This is a genomic window from Rothia sp. HMSC071B01 (genome assembly GCF_001808945.1).
GTDB lineage: Bacteria > Actinomycetota > Actinomycetes > Actinomycetales > Micrococcaceae > Rothia.
On the sequence record NZ_KV795068.1, the window covers coordinates 1 to 17,863 of the forward strand.

The 17,863-nt window shown below is 61.7% G+C and carries 12 protein-coding genes; 8 read left to right on the top strand and 4 right to left on the bottom strand.

Going from position 1 to position 17,863, the window contains the following annotated elements; genetic code table 11:
• Nucleotides 1-138: 138 nt before the first annotated feature.
• Nucleotides 139-1,140 (top strand): aldo/keto reductase, encoded by a 1,002-nt coding sequence (locus HMPREF2527_RS00920; RefSeq protein ID WP_070505724.1) that lies wholly within the window; start codon nucleotides 139-141, stop codon nucleotides 1,138-1,140.
• A gap of 225 nt (nucleotides 1,141-1,365) precedes the next feature.
• Nucleotides 1,366-2,808, top strand: coding sequence for a sugar porter family MFS transporter (locus tag HMPREF2527_RS00925; RefSeq protein ID WP_070505726.1), 1,443 nt, complete (start codon nucleotides 1,366-1,368; stop codon nucleotides 2,806-2,808).
• Between the two features lie 81 nt (nucleotides 2,809-2,889).
• Here the strand turns inward: HMPREF2527_RS00925 and HMPREF2527_RS00930 are convergent, their stop codons facing one another.
• Nucleotides 2,890-3,171: a type II toxin-antitoxin system prevent-host-death family antitoxin gene (locus HMPREF2527_RS00930; protein WP_005509047.1), complete on the bottom strand. Its 282-nt coding sequence runs from the start codon at nucleotides 3,169-3,171 to the stop codon at nucleotides 2,890-2,892.
• A 175-nt stretch (nucleotides 3,172-3,346) separates the two neighbouring features.
• Here HMPREF2527_RS00930 and HMPREF2527_RS00935 point away from each other — a divergent pair, with 175 nt between their 5' ends.
• Nucleotides 3,347-3,640: a type II toxin-antitoxin system RelE family toxin gene (locus HMPREF2527_RS00935; protein WP_070505728.1), complete on the top strand. Its 294-nt coding sequence runs from the start codon at nucleotides 3,347-3,349 to the stop codon at nucleotides 3,638-3,640.
• Between the two features lie 219 nt (nucleotides 3,641-3,859).
• Nucleotides 3,860-5,071 carry a cytochrome P450 gene (locus HMPREF2527_RS00940; RefSeq protein ID WP_049327433.1) on the top strand — a complete coding sequence of 404 codons (1,212 nt, stop codon included), beginning with the start codon at nucleotides 3,860-3,862 and terminating at the stop codon, nucleotides 5,069-5,071.
• A gap of 188 nt (nucleotides 5,072-5,259) precedes the next feature.
• Here the strand turns inward: HMPREF2527_RS00940 and HMPREF2527_RS09945 are convergent, their stop codons facing one another.
• Nucleotides 5,260-6,156 carry a lytic transglycosylase domain-containing protein gene (locus tag HMPREF2527_RS09945; protein WP_070505730.1) on the bottom strand — a complete coding sequence of 299 codons (897 nt, stop codon included), beginning with the start codon at nucleotides 6,154-6,156 and terminating at the stop codon, nucleotides 5,260-5,262.
• A gap of 328 nt (nucleotides 6,157-6,484) precedes the next feature.
• The gene (locus tag HMPREF2527_RS00950) at nucleotides 6,485-9,385 is read right to left on the bottom strand and encodes a multicopper oxidase domain-containing protein (protein ID WP_070505732.1); all 2,901 of its coding nucleotides are present in this window, start codon (nucleotides 9,383-9,385) and stop codon (nucleotides 6,485-6,487) included.
• 316 nt (nucleotides 9,386-9,701) lie between these two features.
• Here HMPREF2527_RS00950 and HMPREF2527_RS00955 point away from each other — a divergent pair, with 316 nt between their 5' ends.
• Nucleotides 9,702-11,090: a glycosyltransferase 87 family protein gene (locus tag HMPREF2527_RS00955; protein ID WP_070505734.1), complete on the top strand. Its 1,389-nt coding sequence runs from the start codon at nucleotides 9,702-9,704 to the stop codon at nucleotides 11,088-11,090.
• Nucleotides 11,087-12,679 (top strand): glycosyltransferase 87 family protein, encoded by a 1,593-nt coding sequence (locus tag HMPREF2527_RS00960; protein WP_246824743.1) that lies wholly within the window; start codon nucleotides 11,087-11,089, stop codon nucleotides 12,677-12,679. The genes HMPREF2527_RS00955 and HMPREF2527_RS00960 overlap by 4 nt, the downstream gene beginning before the upstream one ends.
• A gap of 206 nt (nucleotides 12,680-12,885) precedes the next feature.
• On the opposite strand, the gene HMPREF2527_RS00965 is transcribed toward HMPREF2527_RS00960, so the two are convergent.
• Nucleotides 12,886-15,081 carry a hypothetical protein gene (locus tag HMPREF2527_RS00965; protein ID WP_070505736.1) on the bottom strand — a complete coding sequence of 732 codons (2,196 nt, stop codon included), beginning with the start codon at nucleotides 15,079-15,081 and terminating at the stop codon, nucleotides 12,886-12,888.
• A 242-nt stretch (nucleotides 15,082-15,323) separates the two neighbouring features.
• Here HMPREF2527_RS00965 and HMPREF2527_RS00970 point away from each other — a divergent pair, with 242 nt between their 5' ends.
• Both HMPREF2527_RS00970 and HMPREF2527_RS00975 read left to right on the top strand, forming a co-directional pair.
• A complete protein-coding gene (locus tag HMPREF2527_RS00970) occupies nucleotides 15,324-16,304 on the top strand; it encodes a CPBP family intramembrane glutamic endopeptidase (protein WP_070505738.1) in 981 nt (326 codons plus the stop codon).
• 144 nt (nucleotides 16,305-16,448) lie between these two features.
• On the top strand, nucleotides 16,449-17,756 hold the full coding sequence (locus HMPREF2527_RS00975; protein WP_070505740.1) for a M18 family aminopeptidase: 1,308 nt from the start codon (nucleotides 16,449-16,451) through the stop codon (nucleotides 17,754-17,756).
• Nucleotides 17,757-17,863 lie beyond the last annotated feature (107 nt).

A 17,863-nucleotide genomic window follows, 5' to 3' on the forward strand; every position in this document is an offset into this window, starting at 1 on the left:
GATGGTGGGTGTGTGGTGGAGCAAGGAACCTACCAAGACCTAACAACCGACCCTACATCACGCTTCAGAAAGCTCTTCGCCTCCCAACTGGAGGGGAAATAACCCCGCAACATACCCACACAACGTAGAGTTAAAAGCATGGAACGCATTGAATCTCCCGTCTACCGCAGGCTCGGCAACTCCGGCCTCGTCGTACCCAGCGTCGGCATCGGCTGCAACAACCTCGGCCGCCCCGGCACCCCCACCCGCACCCAAGAAGGCACCAACGAAGTCATCGCCGCCGCAGTCGACGCCGGCATCAGCTTCTTCGACATCGCCGACCTCTACGGCGCCGAACCCGGCCTCTCCGAAACCATGTTCGGCACCGCCCTCACCCAGCTCGGCCTCGACCGCGACGAACTGACCATCGTCACCAAATTCGGTCTGCCCGTCGGCGACCTCAACGGCAACGCCCGCAACGCTCGCGGATCCCGCCGCTACATCATGCGCGCCGTCGAAGGTTCCCTCCGCCGCCTCGGCACCGACTACATCGACCTGTACTTCTACCACAGCCCCGACCCCAACACCCCCATTGAAGAAACCCTCAGCGCCCTCGACCAGCTCGTACGCGACGGCAAAGTCCGCTACCTGGGCCACTCCAACTTCTCCGGCTGGCAGCTCGCCCACGCCGAACACTGCGCCCACGAACTCGGCACCGAACGGTTCATCGTCGCTGAAAACCACTACAACCTGCTCGACCGCCGCGCAGAACTCGAAATCCTGCCCGCCGCACGGCACTTCGGCATGGGTGTGCTGCCGTACTTCCCACTCGCTAACGGCCTGCTGACCGGCAAGTACCGCCGCGACAACATTCCCGCCGGTTCGCGCCTGTCCCACTCCAAGAAGAACGTGCTCGACGCCGCCAACTGGGACCAGCTCGAAGCCTTCCACAGCTTCTGCACCGAACGCGGCATCACCGAGGTGCAGGCGGCGTTCTCCTGGCTCGCGCAGCAGTCGCCGGTCACCTCCGTCATTGCCGGTGCAACCAGCGCCGAACAGGTGCGCGCCAACGCACAGGCGGCATGCCTGCGCTTCGACGCTGAGGACCTCGCCGCCCTGGACGCCATCTTCCCCGCACCCGAGAAGATCGCGCTGTTCTAAACGGTGCTCCTTCTTAAAGGGGCACTCATGCGGTCGCATATGTTGGCCGTAATATACGCTGAAAAATGTCCGTGGTGAGAAATAAATATCACCCGCCGAACGTTTTCGCTAGGATTAGGTGAGGTGCGTCTAACCTGACGCACCTCACCTTACCTATGTACCCACCCCTGCCGCCTGGAACCAGCTCCGGCAGGACCACCCGCCACCGGCACATCAAAGGACACCATGAGCGCACAGAGCACCGCCTCCACCCTGCCCCCTCTGGGCACCGGGAAGCACAGTCGATACCTCGGCATTATTGCACTCATCGCCACCTTCGGCGGTCTGCTCTTCGGCTACGACACCGGAGTGATCAACGGCGCGCTCGAACCCATGAGCCGCGAACTCGGCATGGACTCCACCACCCAAGGCTGGGTCACCGGATCGCTCGCCTTCGCCGCCGCTATCGGCGCACTCGGATGCGGCCGCATCTCTGACCGGTTCGGCCGCCGAACCACCATCATTGGGCTCTCCACCATCTTCTTCATTGGTGCCCTGACCTGCGTGTTTGCACCCAATGTCGCCGTACTCATCACCGGACGCACCCTGCTCGGCCTGGCGGTCGGCGGCGCCTCCGCCGTAGTGCCCGTATTCCTCGCAGAGCTCGCACCCTACGAAATTCGAGGCTCCCTCTCCGGCCGCAACGAGCTCATGGTCGTGGGCGGTCAGCTTGCCGCGTTCATCGTGAACGCCCTCATCGGCAACGTATGGGGCGAACACGACGGCGTGTGGCGCTGGATGTTCGCCATCTGCACCCTGCCCGCCATCGGCCTGTTCATCGGTATGCTGCGAGTGCCCGAGTCGCCGCGCTGGCTGCTGCGCGTCGGCAAGCGTGAACAGGCTCTTGAGGTGATGAAGCGCATCCGCTCCGCCGAGCGTGCTGAGGCTGAGATTGCCGATATTGAGCGCACCCTTCAGGCGGAAACCAGCTCCCAGAACGATGCGGCAGCTAAGGAAAGCGTGGGCGTGCGCGGCTGGTTCGTGCGCATCCTGCTCGTCGGTATTCTGGTCGGCGCGGGCCAGCAGCTGACCGGCATCAACTCGATTATGTACTACGGCATTAAGGTGCTCAAGGAAGCTGGTTTCAGCGAATCTGCGGCGCTCATTGCGAATATTGCGCCGGGTACGATTGCGGTGCTCGGCTCCATCCTGTCGCTACGCCTGATGGAGCGTGTACCGCGCCGCGTCATGGTCATTACCGGCTATAGCTCGACCGCGTTTTTCCACGTGCTGATTGCGGGCGCATCCATGCTGCTACCCGCCGATAATGCGGCGCGTCCCTGGATTCTGCTGGTGCTCATCGTCTGCTTTGTGGGCGCGATGCAGACCTGCCTGAACGTGTCGACGTGGGTGATTATGAGTGAGCTGTTCCCGCTGCGTGTGCGTGCGGCGGGTATGGGCATTTCGGCGTTTAGCGGCTGGATGATGAATGGTGTGCTGTCGCTGGCGTTCCCCGTGATTCTGGGTGCGGTCGGTCTGACCGGCTCCTTCATCGGCTTTGCCGTGGTGAACGTGGTCATTGCGTTGCTGATGTTCCGCAACCTGCCGGAGACTCGCGGCGTGAGCCTGGAGCAGGTGGAGCGCGGCGTGATGGACGGTAGCATCTACCCCTCCGCACGCGGGCGCTAAACCCGGCGGCTTTAGAAACGCATGAGGCGGGCGGCCCCTCCCTGTGGAGGTGCTACCCGCCTCGCAATATGCGTTGAATGACTAGTCTGCAGGGTTCTCTGCGAGGAACTCGTCGAGGCCGATGCGGTAGCCGTCATCTTCGGCGCGCGCCTTGCGAAGAGCCTCAATGTCGAGGAGCTCTTCGTACTCTTCCAGTAGCTTCAAATCTTCGTAGGAGATGAGCGCGGCAACAGTCTTACCATTGCGGCTGATGAGCGGACGTTCGCCGGAAAATACGGCTTCGTTGACTTTGGTTCCGAGGTTGTCGCGGAGTTCTTTAAGAGTCGTGACATTGGAACGAGTCCGGTGAGTGGTGACAGTCATGACTGGTTCCTTTCTGGGGTTTGTCCGTTAGCTCCGAGGATAGTTCCTGTGCAGATTCCATCCAGGGGGCTACTTATATAGTTTATATAGTACTACAATGTAAAGTATGTAAAAAGTGTACACTTTTTCTGCTAAGGTTGAGGTTAAGATTTAAAGCTCTGCCTGAAGGATGCAGATGACTGCAAACCATCTCTCAAACCCCGCGTACCGGGTCGAATTGACGCGCAAAGCAGCGAAAGAACTGAAGAAAATCCAACGAGAAGACCGGGCAGTCTTCGAGAAAATTATCGCCTGCCTCCGGTCCCTTGGTGATGACCCATACATGACGGGAGTCAAGAAGCTACAGGGCGAAGAAGGGTACAGGGCACGAGTAGGGAATTACCGCATTCTGTACACCATTGATAACGGTGCGGTTGTTGTTGAAGTTTTCCGAGTCGGGCATCGGCGAGAAGTCTACCGCGGCCTATAGAGTGAGTCAGCGTGATGGGTTGTAGTGCTGCCCCGACCGCGCTGTTCGTTGAATGAGAAGCAAGGAACCCCTACCCTGCGCCACCAACCCATAAGTGATACGGTCAAAGAACAAGTAATGGATTCACGTGCTGAAATGCACGCCCGACCCTGCCCCACGCGCATCGCCCGGACGCCCGCATCCAGCACGCCACAACTCTATAACGAACACGGGTGAACAATGACTGAGAACGTACACAACGACTGGGACCTCCGAAGCGAAGAGGTCCAGAAGGACCAGGTAGCTGCCTACGACGCAATGCGCCGCCGTTGCCCTGTCGCCCACGACGAATTCATGGGCTACTCCGTCTTCAAAAACGCCGACGTACAGCACGTACTCGACCACCCCGAAATCTACTCCAACGTCGTCTCCACCCGCCACATCGCCGTCCCCAACGGCATGGACGCACCCGAACACACCACCTTCCGCGCCGTCAACGACAAGTACTTCACCCCCGAACGCCTCGAAAAGTTCGCACCCGTCATCCGCGACGCCGTGAAGGCCCTCATCGCAGAACTGCCCCGCGGCGAAGAGGTAGACGTCATGCAGGGCTTCGGTCAGGCATACGCAATGCGTGTGCAGAACGCCTTCATGGGCTGGCCCGCATGCCTCGAACAGCCCCTCACCGAATGGATCGAAAAGAACCGCGTCGCCACCCTGCGCCGCGACCGCGAAGAAATCGCTAAGGTCGCCCTCGAATTCGACGGCTACATCCGCCAGCTCCTCGACGAACGCCGCGAGGACGCTGCCGCCGGCAACCCTAAGGACGTCACCGCCGAACTGCTCACCGACACCGTGCAGCTGCCCGGCGAAGAACCCCGTACCATGACCGACGAAGAAATCGTCAGCCTCATCCGCAACTGGACCGTGGGTGAGCTGTCCACCGTCTCCGCAACCGTGGGTGTATTCGTCAACTTCCTGGCACGCAACCGCGCCGAGCAGGACCGCCTGCGTGCATCCCTCGCCGACGGCAACGCACTCGATGACCGCAGCGAAATCGCCCTCGCCGTCGAAGAAATCATGCGACTCGAAGACACCCTCGTCACCAACCGCCGCATCACCACTCAGGACACCGAACTCGGCGGCCGCACCCTGCCCGCTGGCTCCCGCGTGACCATCAACTGGGCAAGCGCCAACCGCGACGAGGACGCCTTCGAAGACGCCCTCACCTACAACCCGCACCGCGACCAGTCCCGCAACCTCGTGTACGGCGACGGCATCCACGTCTGCCCCGGTGCGCCCCTGGCACGCCTGGAACTGCGCATCCTGCTCGAGGAGTTGCTGCGCGGCACCGAGTCCATTGAGATCGCGGACGAGAGCGAGAAGCCCGCAACCGTGAACGCTGTGTACCCGGTCTCCGGCTACTCGGTCGTGCGCGCCATCTTCAACTAGGCACGCTCCAGCTCTAAAAAGTGCGAGGCGCCGAACCCCGAGAATGGGGGTCGGCGCCTCGCGCTGTTAAGAGTAAATATAAGAGTGAATAGTAGGGGAGCGGTGGCCGGTATCAGCCGCTCACTATAGATAAAACGGAATATTCCCTGACGGCTATATAGCCTAGTGGACTATCCAAAAAGCTGAATTTAGCGGCCGGAACTCGTTGCCGAAGGCTTCACCGAAGAACCCGCAGAACCGCTCGCAGACGGACGAGCCGAAGCGCTTGCAGATGCCGAGGCGGAAACCTCCGCCGCCGCGCTCGCCGACTCCTCGGTGGACAGCGGCGTACCGTCCGCATGCACACCAGCCATCGCCGGAGTCACACCATTCACGAAGCTCAACTTCGCCTGCTTGAACTGGTACTCGGGAGAGCAGGTCAGCTTGTACTTGGTATCCGCCAGCTCGCGAATCGACTTCACATAATTCTGAGTCTCCTCATACGGGGGAACACCGCCGTACTTCTCCACAGAACCCGGACCCGCGTTATAACCGGCGAGAACCACATCCTGCAGCTCATCCTCATTGGAGGCGTACTTCACCAAACGAGTACGCAACTCACCCAGGTAGCGTGCCTGCGCCGCAATCGCATCGTGCGGGTTCAGAACATTACCGCCATTGCCGAAGCTGTAGTGCCCGCCGCTCCACGCATCATCAGTGAACTGTGCAATACCCTTAGCGCCCTGGTGGGACACAACGCCCACACGCCAGTGGCTCTCAGTCTCAATCTGCGCCGCCAGCACGCCGGGGCGGAAACCCGCCACCTTAGAGCCCTCCTCAAAATCGGATCGGAGAGCCGCCGGAGCATACGAAAGCTCCGTCATACCGCAATAGTCGTCATAGGTGGCCGCCAGGCCGGCAACACCGCCACCCAAAAGAACCGCAGAGGCAATAATCTGCCAATGCGCAAGTGCCCCGGCGAGAAAGCGAAGCGGGAAAGCTTTACGCTGCCGAGGGGAAGTCTGTGCGTCCGCCGAAGCGGAGGTGTGGTTGTTGGCGCCCGTAGCGCTGCGCTCGGAAGAGGCGCTCGAAGTGCTATCTGCCATTCCTATAGACTAGCGCACCATGCCCGCTCCTGGCTAAGAAAAGTTCGCCCATGAGGCTAAAAGCATAGTTCGCCGATGTGCGTGAAGGCTCCTGCTGGGGCGTGTGCAGGCGTGTGCAGGGGCTCTGGGCTGGCTCTGTATCGGCTCTGTAGGGGCTTGTGCGGGGCAGAAAGACGGCGCCGAAAGGCGGCACAGCAAGACAGCGCAGAAAGACCCCGCCCGGCGCATCCATTCGCAGGATGCACCGGGCGGGGTCGACCTCTCACGGGGCGCTAGAAGCGCCAGCGTGAGGGTTTAGCGGGCAGCCACTACTAGCGGTCAGTGACTATTAGCGGTCAGTGACCACGATCTTGCCGGCGGCACCGCGCTCCATCTCCGAGAAGGAGTGGTTCACGAACGTGTACGTGCCAGACTCTAGGAACTGCATCTCCACGAAGCCGCCCTGAGCGGGCGCCAAATCGAGTGCCTGGCTGTGGCCGTCACGGCTACCGAATGCGTCCGCGCCGCGGCGCATCAGGTAGCCGCCCTCCTTGTAGACCGTGTCGAATTGCGAACCGACCACGTGGAAGCTCGTGCCGTGGTTCGGGCCCGCAGCCATTACCCAAACACGGATACGCTCGCCCTTCTTCACCTGCAGCGGCTTCGCCTTGTACTGGGTTGCGTGGCCGTTGAACATGGTCAGCGTGGGGGTGCCCGCCGCAATCAGCTCCGGCGAGTTCTCCGCCAGCTTGTTACCGTCGGAGGCGGTCTTGCCGGTGTCGTGCAGGTACGCCTCGCCCTGAACCATCACGTACTCATGATCGACCGGGTCAAGGTCCGCCGGGTCAATGATGACCGCGCCGTACATGCCCTGGGTCATGTGCAGGCTCAGCGGGGCGGTGCCGCAGTGGTACAGCCAGATACCGGCACCCTTCGCCTCAAAACGGTAGACGAGACGCTCACCGGGGGCGATGGTCTTCATCGTGTTATCGGGGGACACCATGCCCGCGTGGAAGTCCAGCGAGTGGCCCATCGTGCCGTTATTGATGAGTGTAATTTCAAAAATGTCGCCGACCTTGCCGCGCAGAATCGGTGCCATGTTCTGCCCGTTGAACGTCCACATGTGAACGGTCACGCCGGGCGCCACCTCGCGGTCGACTTCCTCAACTTCCAGGGTGACCTTGCGGACGGTCTTGCCGTTCACCTGCGTGGCGGTGTTCGGTGCCGGGATGTTCGGGTCGCGGTACTTGTAGCCGCTGCCGGGCGCTGCGGACATGTCAATCCTGCTGTTCGCAACGGTCATGAGGGTCGGGGTGCTACCCGACGCCGCGTGGTTGTGGGTGCCCGCAGAACCGTGGTTGTGGCCGCCCTGCGCCACCTGGTTTGCGGAGGCGCCGGTCGCCTTCACCTTAAACACCATGCCCAGGGAGCGGTGGCCCGCTACGGAGCAGTAGGCTTCCTGGTCGGCGCTGATGATGCCGGCGTCGACGGTTTTCGTTTCGCCGGGGTTGATGGTGCCGGTGGTTGCGCCGTTGTCGAAGGTCAGGTCGTGGGTCATGCTCTGGTCGTCGTTGGTGACCTCGACGACCAGGCGGTTACCTGCGGGGACCTCCACCTCGGCGGGGGTGAAACGGTAGTTGCTGGTCGCCTTCACCTGCACGGTGGTGGTCTGACCGGTTGCAGCCACGGAACCTGCCGAGGAGAACGACGGCAGGTTCAGCGCGGACGGGTTCACGGCGAAGCCCAGCAGGAACGCCATGGCAACCGCCAACGCCGCCTGGAAGCTCTGCTTGGCATGCGGGACGGGCTCCGGGGTGAGCGCCTCCTGGTTGAAGACGGGCTTCTCGCCGCGGGCGCGTGCTGCCATCATTTCCTTGCGGGTATTCACGGACGCCTTCACGCCGCGCACCATCAGCGGAATGAACGCCATGAGCGCCAACGCACCCACGATAGCGACGGCAATCTTAATGGACTGGCCCACCATGGAGCTGGGCATCATGAAGATGAGCAGCGCCAGGTTCACGGCGGTCACGCGGGCAGCAGCAAAACGGCTGAACTCCTTGTTGGAGGCGCGAACCACCGCAGGGCCACCGCCCATACGCTGGGGGAGCAGGTAGCTCATCGCGCCGAGCAGCAGCTGCAGCAGGAAGCCGACCACAAAGATGGGGGTCACGGCGCGCATGTCCAGCTGCGCGAAGGGGACGGTCGCCACCAGGTAGGCGGTCGCTGCTACACCAACAATCAGCCAGAGGAAGCCCATACCGACGCTCATGGGCGGGTACTCGTTCGGGCGCTTGGTGCGCAGGGTACGCACCATCACCCAGGCGACAATCAGCAGGGCAACCAGGTAGACGACCAGGCCGGCAGCAGCAAGCGGACGCATCCCAAAAATCGCGCCGATCAGCGACAATACCAGGCCGCCGCACATCAGGTACAGGGCACGCAGACTGTGGGTGAGCGCCTTATCAACCATCTTCGTGCGCAGCATGGTCGGCCAGAACGTCACCAGCGTACCCACCGCGGTAATACCGACGAAGCCGAGCACGTTCACTGCCTCGTGCGCGAGCAGGAACTGCGAATGCAGGGTGCCGGACAGGTTCGGGTAGGCAATCATGCCGCCAAACGCCGCACCGAGAGGCAGCAGCAGCGCCGCAACAATGTAGAAGCGAATGGTCACACCGAACCGCGACGGCAGAGCCTGACGCACCTGCTTCAGCAGGTAGATGCCGTGCCAGGCGACCATCGAACCGACAATGAGGGCGCCCACCACCGTGGCGGCGTAGAGGCCAGGCACGCTCAGCTGACCGACCATGCCGATCATGAGCACGAGAATACCGGCGTTCAGAATGAAGATGCGGCGCACCTGGGTTCCGCGGTGCTCGTCAGGAATCTTGATTTTCATGAGCGCCTCAGTGAAATGCTGAGACCAAATCAGAATCGAGTTCGTAATCAGACCGAGGGTGACAATGTGCACCAGCAGCCAGCCGCTATTCGGGATGAACTTATGCAACAGAAGCACGGCGACAAGGGTAAACATCCAGTGAGAGACCGGCTTGGAGGCGCGACGGTGCCACGTACCGCGACCGGATGCGCGGCGTGCAATCTCTTCGGGGGTGAGGTTCGCGCCGGGCACATCAGCCGGGCGCGCGCCAATGCTCAGGCCGGAGGAGCCGCCTCCGGAGACGTTTGCGCCTGCGGGCTTGCCGCTCGTGTTCTCACCTTCGGGTGGGGTGCCGAGATGTTCACTCACGTGATCACTGCTTTCACTGCTGGTTGTTCGTGGACGTCGGTGTGCGGGTCGGCACCCGGTACCCCTGCGGTGGGGTGGGTGCCAATAAGCCCATTATATTGCCCGGATAGTACCAATTTTGAAGACATGACGTGCATATGAAGGCGGCTCATATCGTGATAGTTGTGCCTGCGCGCTCGAGCGGTTCTCCCCCTGTGAATCTTCTCTCCAATGCACCCTTCACAGGTGCGCGCGATAAACTATTAGGATTCCAAAATCAGATGCCCGCCCACCCTACGCGCGCATCCGCCGGCACCAAGGTAAGGACAAACACCTCGTGACAAGGACTGACTCCACCACCCCCATCTGGGGAAAAATCGCTATTGTGGCACTCATCCTCATTGTTGGCGGTGGATACGTCGTCAAAATGCTCACCAACCCCTTCAGCGGTATGGACTTCTCCATTTACCGTCTGGGTGCGATGACCATTTTCGATAACGAGGGCTTTACCCAGGACCTATACTCCCCGACCCTGAACGATCACGGCGTGATTAAGCCGCCGTTCACGTACCCGCCGTTCGCGGCGATGCTGTTCTTGCCGTTCGCTTTTATTCCGCTGGAAGTTGGCAAGGTCATTATGGTGGTCGGTTCGGCTGTGGTGGCGTGGTGGATTTCCACGATCATTTACAACTATGTGAATGCGCGCGGTCGCGAACTGCCCCTGCAGCAGTACTTTGGTCGTGCGGGCACGATTGCGGTGCTGACTATTCTGGTGGTTTCGGCGGGGCCGTGGCAGCGCACCCTGGACCTGATTCAGATTAACCCGTTCATTACGGCGCTGATTCTTGCCGATTTTGTGCGCCCGGCGACCCGCGTGCCGCGTGGCGTGCTCATTGGTATTGCGGGCGGCGTGAAGCTGACCCCGCTCGTGTTTGGCCTGATTCTGCTGGTCCGCCGCGACTGGAAGGGCATTGCGACCCTGGGTGCGACGTTCTTTGGCACCATCGCGTTGGGCTTCATTCTGATGCCTAAGGACGCGCCGGAGTTCTGGTTCTCTGCGCTGACGAACCCCTCCCGTGTGGGTGGACTGAACTTTGTGGATAACGTCTCGATTCAGGGTTGGCTGCTGCACTTTGGTCTCTCTGAGAGCGCCGCGAAGCCCGTCTACTACGCCCTGGCGCTGGTCACGATTGGGCTGACTGCCGCGCTGCTGTACCAGCTGGAACGCCGCGGTGCCGCGCTGGCGCAGGTGGCGGTGACCGCCTCCCTGATGGTGGCGCTGTCGCCGATTAGCTGGTCGCACCACAACGTGCTGCTGCCCCTGCTGGCTGCCGTGTTCATCATGGATGCGTTCCCCACCTATTTTGCGGTTCAGCCGGCGTGGCTGCGGGTGACAGCGACCGTGTTCGCGGTGGTTGCCGTGCTGGGCCTGTACCTGTCGCCGATTAGGATTGCGTCCTGGTTCCACGGTAGCGCTGATGGTTTGGAACAGCTGGCCCCGGGCGCGTTGGCGGTTTCGGCTATTCCCGCGTTCTGCCTATGGGTGACGATGACGCTCTGGTCTGTTGCCGCTCTGAGCGCGCCGGTGCGTGGTGCGAAGGTTGAGCCCGTGCAGTACGGTTCCGTGCGTAGCGATGCGCCTCTGGGCTGGTGGGGCGCTCGCGCCCTGGTGTCCGAGAGCGCCCAGTCTGTGCGTGCCGCTGCTTCTCGTGAGGCAACCGCGTGAGCCGCGACAAGGAGCTAGAAAAGACCCCTGTGAATACTGATAAGAACACCGCGAAGAGCGTAGTGAAGACCGCGGAGAATACCGAGGCGGTAGCACCTATAATCCCGTGGGCTTCGGCTTCTGTTGCTGAATCCGCGCCGGCTGTTGAGAGCGCTGAGCCCGTTGAGGAGCCCGCCGCAGAGGCAGCCGCAGCTCCGGCAACCACCGCGGAAAAAGCGGCAAAGGAAGAAGTCGCCGAAGAAACCGCGAAACAGCCCACAAAACCTGCGCGTCCAGGTTTCTTTGACCGCATCCCCGGCATGCGTAGCGGCGCTCTCTGGGCGCACCTGCTGTTCATCCTGGTTGCCCTCTACGCCTTCGACTACGTGACGCACGCGGCGGCTGACGATATTTACGTGTACCGCCTGGGTGCGGTCTCCCTCGCGGACGGCCCGGACGGCTACCAGCTGTACACCTTCCGCACGCGCGGCCTGCCGTTCACCTACCCACCGTTTGCGGCGTTGCTCTTCTACCCGCTCGCGTTCCTCACCGAGCCGCAGAGCATGCTGCTGATTACCGCCATTATTTGCGCGCTCTGCTACTGGTGCGCGTACCTGTTGTACTCCTACGCGCGTAGCCGCTCGTGGCGTCTGCCGTTGCAGAAGCACCTGGGTCATTGGGGTATGGTGTCGCTGATTGCGGCGCTGATTTGGATGTGCGGCCCGTGGCGTTTGACCACGCATTTTGGGCAGATTAACGCCATCATTCTGATGCTGATTCTCGCCGATTTTATGCGCCCGGCAACCCGCGTTCCGCGCGGTGTGCTGCTGGGTATTGCGGCGGGTATTAAGCTGACCCCGCTCGCGTTCGGTCTGCTGCTGCTCATGCGTAAGGACTGGAAGGGCATCGCGACCCTGGGTGCCAGCTTCGCTGCGACCGTGGGTATCGGCTTCCTGGTGATCCGTGAGGAGTCGCTGACGTTCTGGTTCCACGCGGTGCGTGACACTTCGCGTGTGGGCTGGTTCAGCTACTTCGATAACGTGTCGATTATGGGTACGCTGACCCATGCGGGCCTGCAGCATCACCTGACGGCTACCGCCCTGTCGGTGGTGCAGGTGGCGTTGACTCTGCTGATTGTGCTGGTCACGGCGGTTCTGTTGGTTCCGCTGATTCGTGCCCGCGCACTCATGGCGCAGCTGGCGCTGACCGCGTTCATGATGCTGCAGATTTCGCCGATTAGCTGGTCGCACCACAACACCTGGTACCCGCTGATGCTCGCCGCCGTGGTCATGGAAATCTTCCCGCTCATGTACCAGCGGGTCAGTTCCTTCGTCTTCACGCTGGCTGTTATCTTGGCGACCGCGGCGCTGGTGGGCATGTACATTTCACCGTTCTGGATTGTGCTGGCGTTCTCCCCGCACTTCAACGCGGATCAGATTCTGATGGTGCCGGAAGGCTCCCTGGGCCTGATGGCTGGCACCATGCCGTACCAGCTGATGTACCTGTTTATTCTGGTGACGTTCTTTGTGTACCTGGCGAATCGTCAGCTGGTGGAGCGTGCGGCACGCGCCGCGGGCGCCGAGCTGGCGGAGGCGAAGTACTCCCGCTAAAGAAACCGCCCGCTCACGGCGGCTGCCCGCTCGAGGCGGTCGCTCGCCCGCGGCGGCGGGCGCATCCAGCAGGGCGTAAGCCCACCGGACAGAACCTCAGAGCATAGCCTCCCGGTATAAAAACCGGCATAAAAGTATCCCCCGCACCTATCACGGGTGCGGGGGATACTTTTATACCCAGCCTGCTGACCTAGTCAGTCACGCTGTTAGTTAGTGCCGATGCTCCAAGTAATGTTGGAGTCGGTACGAACCTGCATGTAGCTCTTGTTGCTCTGAACCCACTGCATGCTGCTCTTCACGGTCGGAATGGTCGAGGAGAAGAACGGGTCGTTCTTGGTCGCGTTCAGAACGGTGAAGCCGCGGGTGGTCGGGCCGCTGGTCTGGAACTCCATGGTTGCCTCGGTGCCTTCGTAGGTGAAAGCGTAGTAGTTCATGGTGCTCTGGAACTTCTCACCCTTCTTGTAGTGGGGTGCGGAGTCTGCGTCGTAGACGCGGATGGTCCACTCGCCCTTACCGGTCAGCTCCAGCTTGCGGGTGGGGGTGGAGTGGCCGCTCGCGTCAATCCATGCGGTGCCCTTGAGCTCCTTGCCGTCGCGGGTGGAGTCGAGAACGCTCAGACCTGCGGTGATGTTGCCCTTGTCGTCACGGCTGGTGATGAAGGCGTTGACCACGCCCTCTGCGGGCTTGAACTCGTAGTAGAGCAGGCCTGCGGACACATCGCCCTTGATCTTCTCAATGTCGATGGTGTCCTTATTATCGGCGACGGTCTTCTTGTATTCCTTGAACTCACCCTCGGGCATCTTCGCTTCAGCAGCAGCAACCGGCGCTGCCGAAGAAGCCGAAGCCGCGCTCTCAGATGCGGGCGCTGCGGAAGAAGCCTCAGAGGATGCCGCCGCGGAGGACGCCTCAGCGGAAGTAGCCGCCGCGCTCGCCGACTCGGAAGAAGCGGAGGCGGGGTTCGAGCCGCCACGCGGAATCAGCATGACAATCGCCAGGATGAGAACAATCAGCAGAGCCAGCGCACCACCGATAACACCCCAAATCTTAGTGCCGGAGAACAGACCCTTCTTCTCGGAGTCGTCCTCGCCCTGACCTGCAGGCTCGGTGACGTAGGGGTTGCTCAGTGCCACGGTTGCCTGGTCCTGATCGGACACCTGACCTGCGTAGGGCTGCTGAGCGTTGTACGGTTGACCCTGGTAGGGGTTGCCCTGGTACTGACCGCCCTGGACGTTCTGGCCGTCCTGGAAGCCCTGACCCTGGAAACCCTGGCCCTGGTACTGGCCACCCTGGAAGTTCTGGCCCTGGAAGCCCTCACCCTGGAAACCATCAGCCTGGTTCGGCTGGAAGCCGTTCGGTGCCTGACCCGCCGGGATGAACGCTGCGTTCTGACCGCCCTGCGCGTTCTGGCCGGGCTGCATGTTCTGACCGGGCTGTTCCGAGAGGTTCACGGTGCGCTCGGACAGGTTGACGGTGCGCTCGGTTTCCGGAGTGTGGAACTCAACGAACGGGGAGCTCTCGATGGTGTGGGCAGCCTCTTCGGTGGAGGCGGGAGCCTCAGCAACAGGAGCTTCAGCAACGGGAGCCTCAGCGACCGGTTCAGCTACCACCGGTGCCTCGGGGGCAACCTCGGCGACGGGCTCAACAACAACGGGCTCTGCAACAGGTTCGGAAACGACCGGCTCAGAAGCGGCGGGCTCGGAAACAGCAGGCTCGGACAGTGCCGGCTCAGCAACCGGAGCCTCAACAACGTGCGCCTCAACGGGCTGCTCGGAAGCAGCCTGCTCAGCAACAACAGGCTCGACAACCGGCGCTACGGGAGCCTCAGCAGCGGGCTCTGCATCTGCAGGCTCTTCAACTGCGGAAGACTGGGATGCGAGAACCTGCTCGGGCAGAGCGGTGCCGGTCAGCGGAACCTGAGTCAGGTGACGCATCGGCTTGGGCTCGGAGGACTCCTCAGCGGACTCAGCCTGGGACGCCTCAACGTGGGGCGCCTCTACCTGCTGTGCCTCAACGTGGGATGCCTCAGCCTGGGGTGCTGCCGCCTCCGGAACCTCGACGACCTGCTCACCTTCGAGCTCAGCGGCGAGCTGCTCCAGGTCAACGTCCTCAACGGTCAGCGGTGCTGCAGCTTCGGCGGGCTGCTCAGCCTCAACAGCGGGCTCAGCAACTACAGGCTCAGTAACCTGCTCAGCGGGAGCCGCCTCGGCAGCGGGCTCCTCGGGAATCAGCGGCTCAATAGTAGCCTCTTCAACCTGAATGGGTTCGGGCTCGGGCTCTTCGACCCACAGCTGCCAGCCTTCAGGAACGGGACCCCACGCGGGGTCGGGGCGCCACGTAGGAGTGGGGGCCCATCCAGCAGGAGGAGCGGGCCAGTTGGGCGGCGGATTGAAGACGAGTGCCATAAGAAAGCAGCCTTTCTGGTGCTGAAAAAACACCCCGGAAGAGCGGTCATCAGCGACTATGTATATGAGCGTATTATCGCTACAAATTATGGCATATGTTCAGAAAATGAACCCCGTGAATGGTGGGTTTTTAGCCTTATTCACGGCTTTTTCAATGGTTTTGGAACATTCCGTATCAATCAGTACTTGAAGGTTTCCGTATGCCCGGTCACCATCGAGCCCGCGGAGGCTAGGATTAAAGAATGAACACGACACCGCCTCCCGCACACCCGCAGGTAGCCGCCGGAACCCCCGCTGCTCCTGCGCCTGTTGCAGGTCTTGCCTACCACCGTCTCTCCCACGCCGACCCGAAATCCCGCTGGTTCTCACCCCTGCTGGAAGGTCTGCTCGGCGTCGCCGTATTTATTGGCCTCAACCTGATCATTTCAGTCGCCCTGGCTGCGACGATTATGGGTTCGGGACTTTCCCTCCAGGATGTAGCTACGAACCGCGCCGTCATTATGGAACACCCGGCGCTGTTCGCCCTGACGTTCCTCTCCCTGATTGCCATTGTGCCTTCGCTCTTTCTGGCGCGCCTGATTGTGGGCCCGAAGCCCTGGGGTCTGATCCATTCGGTGGCGGGCCGCCTGCGCCGCTCGCTACTGCTTCCGTACCTGGGTTTGAGCTTCGCTGTCTACGGCATCTACTACGCCGTGATGCTGGCGTTGAGCGGTGAGAGCCTGCCCGAATACCGCTATTTTCAACCTCCACAGGTTGAATTTTGGGTTTATGTGGCGATGATGCTACTCCTGGTACCCGTGCAGTGCTACGCCGAAGAGCTCGCCTACCGCGGCTTCATGATGCAGATGCTGGGCCGCTGGCTCCGCACCCCCTGGCTGCCGATTGTGCTGCCCGCTGTGCTGTTCATGCTCTCCCACGCCTACGATCCCTGGGGTCAGAGCACGATTCTCGCGATGGGTATTTACGCGGGTTTCCTCTGCTGGTACACCGGCGGTCTGGAAGCCTCCATCAGCCTGCACGTGGCAAATAACGTGATCCTGATGCTGCTGTCCATGGTGGCTGGTCTGGATCCGTTCGCCTCCGAGGGCGTGACCCCTGTGGATGCGCTGCAGGGCATCGCACTGGAAGGCGTGTACGTGGTGCTCGCCTGCCTAATCTTCAACGCGCGCGCTCGCCGCGGCGAGGTTTCACGTGAAACACAACTGCTCAAGGTTGATAAATAGGCTATTTGGCGGGTTGCTCTAGCTCAGCTACCCCAGCCCGCCCACCCCGCTCCATTCGAGCCTCACCAGGGCTATTACTCCACGCCGCGTGGACTACCAGCCCCGGTCACCCCGTCAACACCCAAGAAAAGGTAGGGTTAAACCATGACTGTTGATGCTGTAAAAAATATTGAAGACCTTGCCGCATTCGTGGCGGAGTCGCCGGTCTCTTACCTCGCCGCGCGCACGGTAGCGCGCCGCCTGCAAGCAGCGGGCTTCACCGAGCTTGTAGAGACCGAAGCATGGGACCCGCAGATTGCAACCGGCCGCCACTTCGTCGTCCGTGACGGCGCGATTATCGCCTGGGCCGGCGGCGCGAAGGCGCAGAAGGCAAGCGGCTACCGCGTGCTGGGTGCGCACACCGACTCGCCCTCCCTGAAGGTCAAGCCCTCCTCCTCCATCACCACGAAGGGCTGGCACCAGATTGCCGTCGAGAATTACGGCGGCGCACTGCTGAACTCCTTCCTCGACCGTGAGCTGTGCGTGGCGGGTCGCCTCACCGTCTTGGAGGACGGCGAGCTGAAGGACCGCTTGGTGCGTACCGGCCCGATTGCACGCATCCCGCAGCTGGCGCCGCACCTGGACCACAAGCGCAACGAACTGGTGCTGGACAAGCAGTTCAACATGTACCCCGTGTGGGGTGTGGACCCCGCGGAGAATGACGTGCTCGGCTACATGGCGAAGCATGTGATTGATGGCGAGCCGGTCGACCCGCAGAACATCGTGGGTTACGACCTGCTGTTCGCTGATTCGCAGCCGCCGCGCCGCTTCGGTGCGGATCAAGAGCTGTTCGCTTCCGGTCGACTGGATAACCTGTCTTCGGTGCACGCGGGTCTGACCGCCCTGGAGCGTTACGTTGCAGATAACGCGGACGAGCACGCCACCGAGACCGTGATGCTTGCGGCGTTCGACCACGAGGAGCTCGGTTCGGAGTCGCGTAGTGGTGCGGCTGGCCCGTTCCTGGAGGATATTCTGGTGCGCCTCTCGGCTGCGCGCGGTGAGAGCACGGAGGAGTACCGCCGTTCGGTGGCGGCGTCGTTCTGCCTGTCGGCTGATGCCGGTCACCTGGTGCACCCGAACTATCAGGGTCACCACGACCCGACCGTTCAGCCGCTGCCCGGTGGTGGTCCGTTGCTGAAGATTAACGCGAACCAGCGTTACGCGACGGATTCGGTGGGTGCTGGCGTGTTTGCTGCGGCGTGTGCGAAGGCTGGCGTGCCGTATCAGGAGTTCGTGTCGAATAACAATATGCCGTGTGGTTCGACGATTGGCCCGATTACGGCGACTCGCCTGGGTATGCGCACTGTGGATGTGGGTATTGGCCTGCTGTCGATGCATTCGATGCGCGAGATGTGCCATGTGGACGATATGGCGTACATGACCCGCGCGGTGGAAGGCTTCTTCCGCCTCTAAATTGAACCCCGCTGAGGTGTGAACAGCTAGGGTGTAGGCGCCGGGAACGTATGGTTCCCGGCGCCCATATTTTTAAAAATTTTTCAAAATTTTTCGGGGGGGGGGGT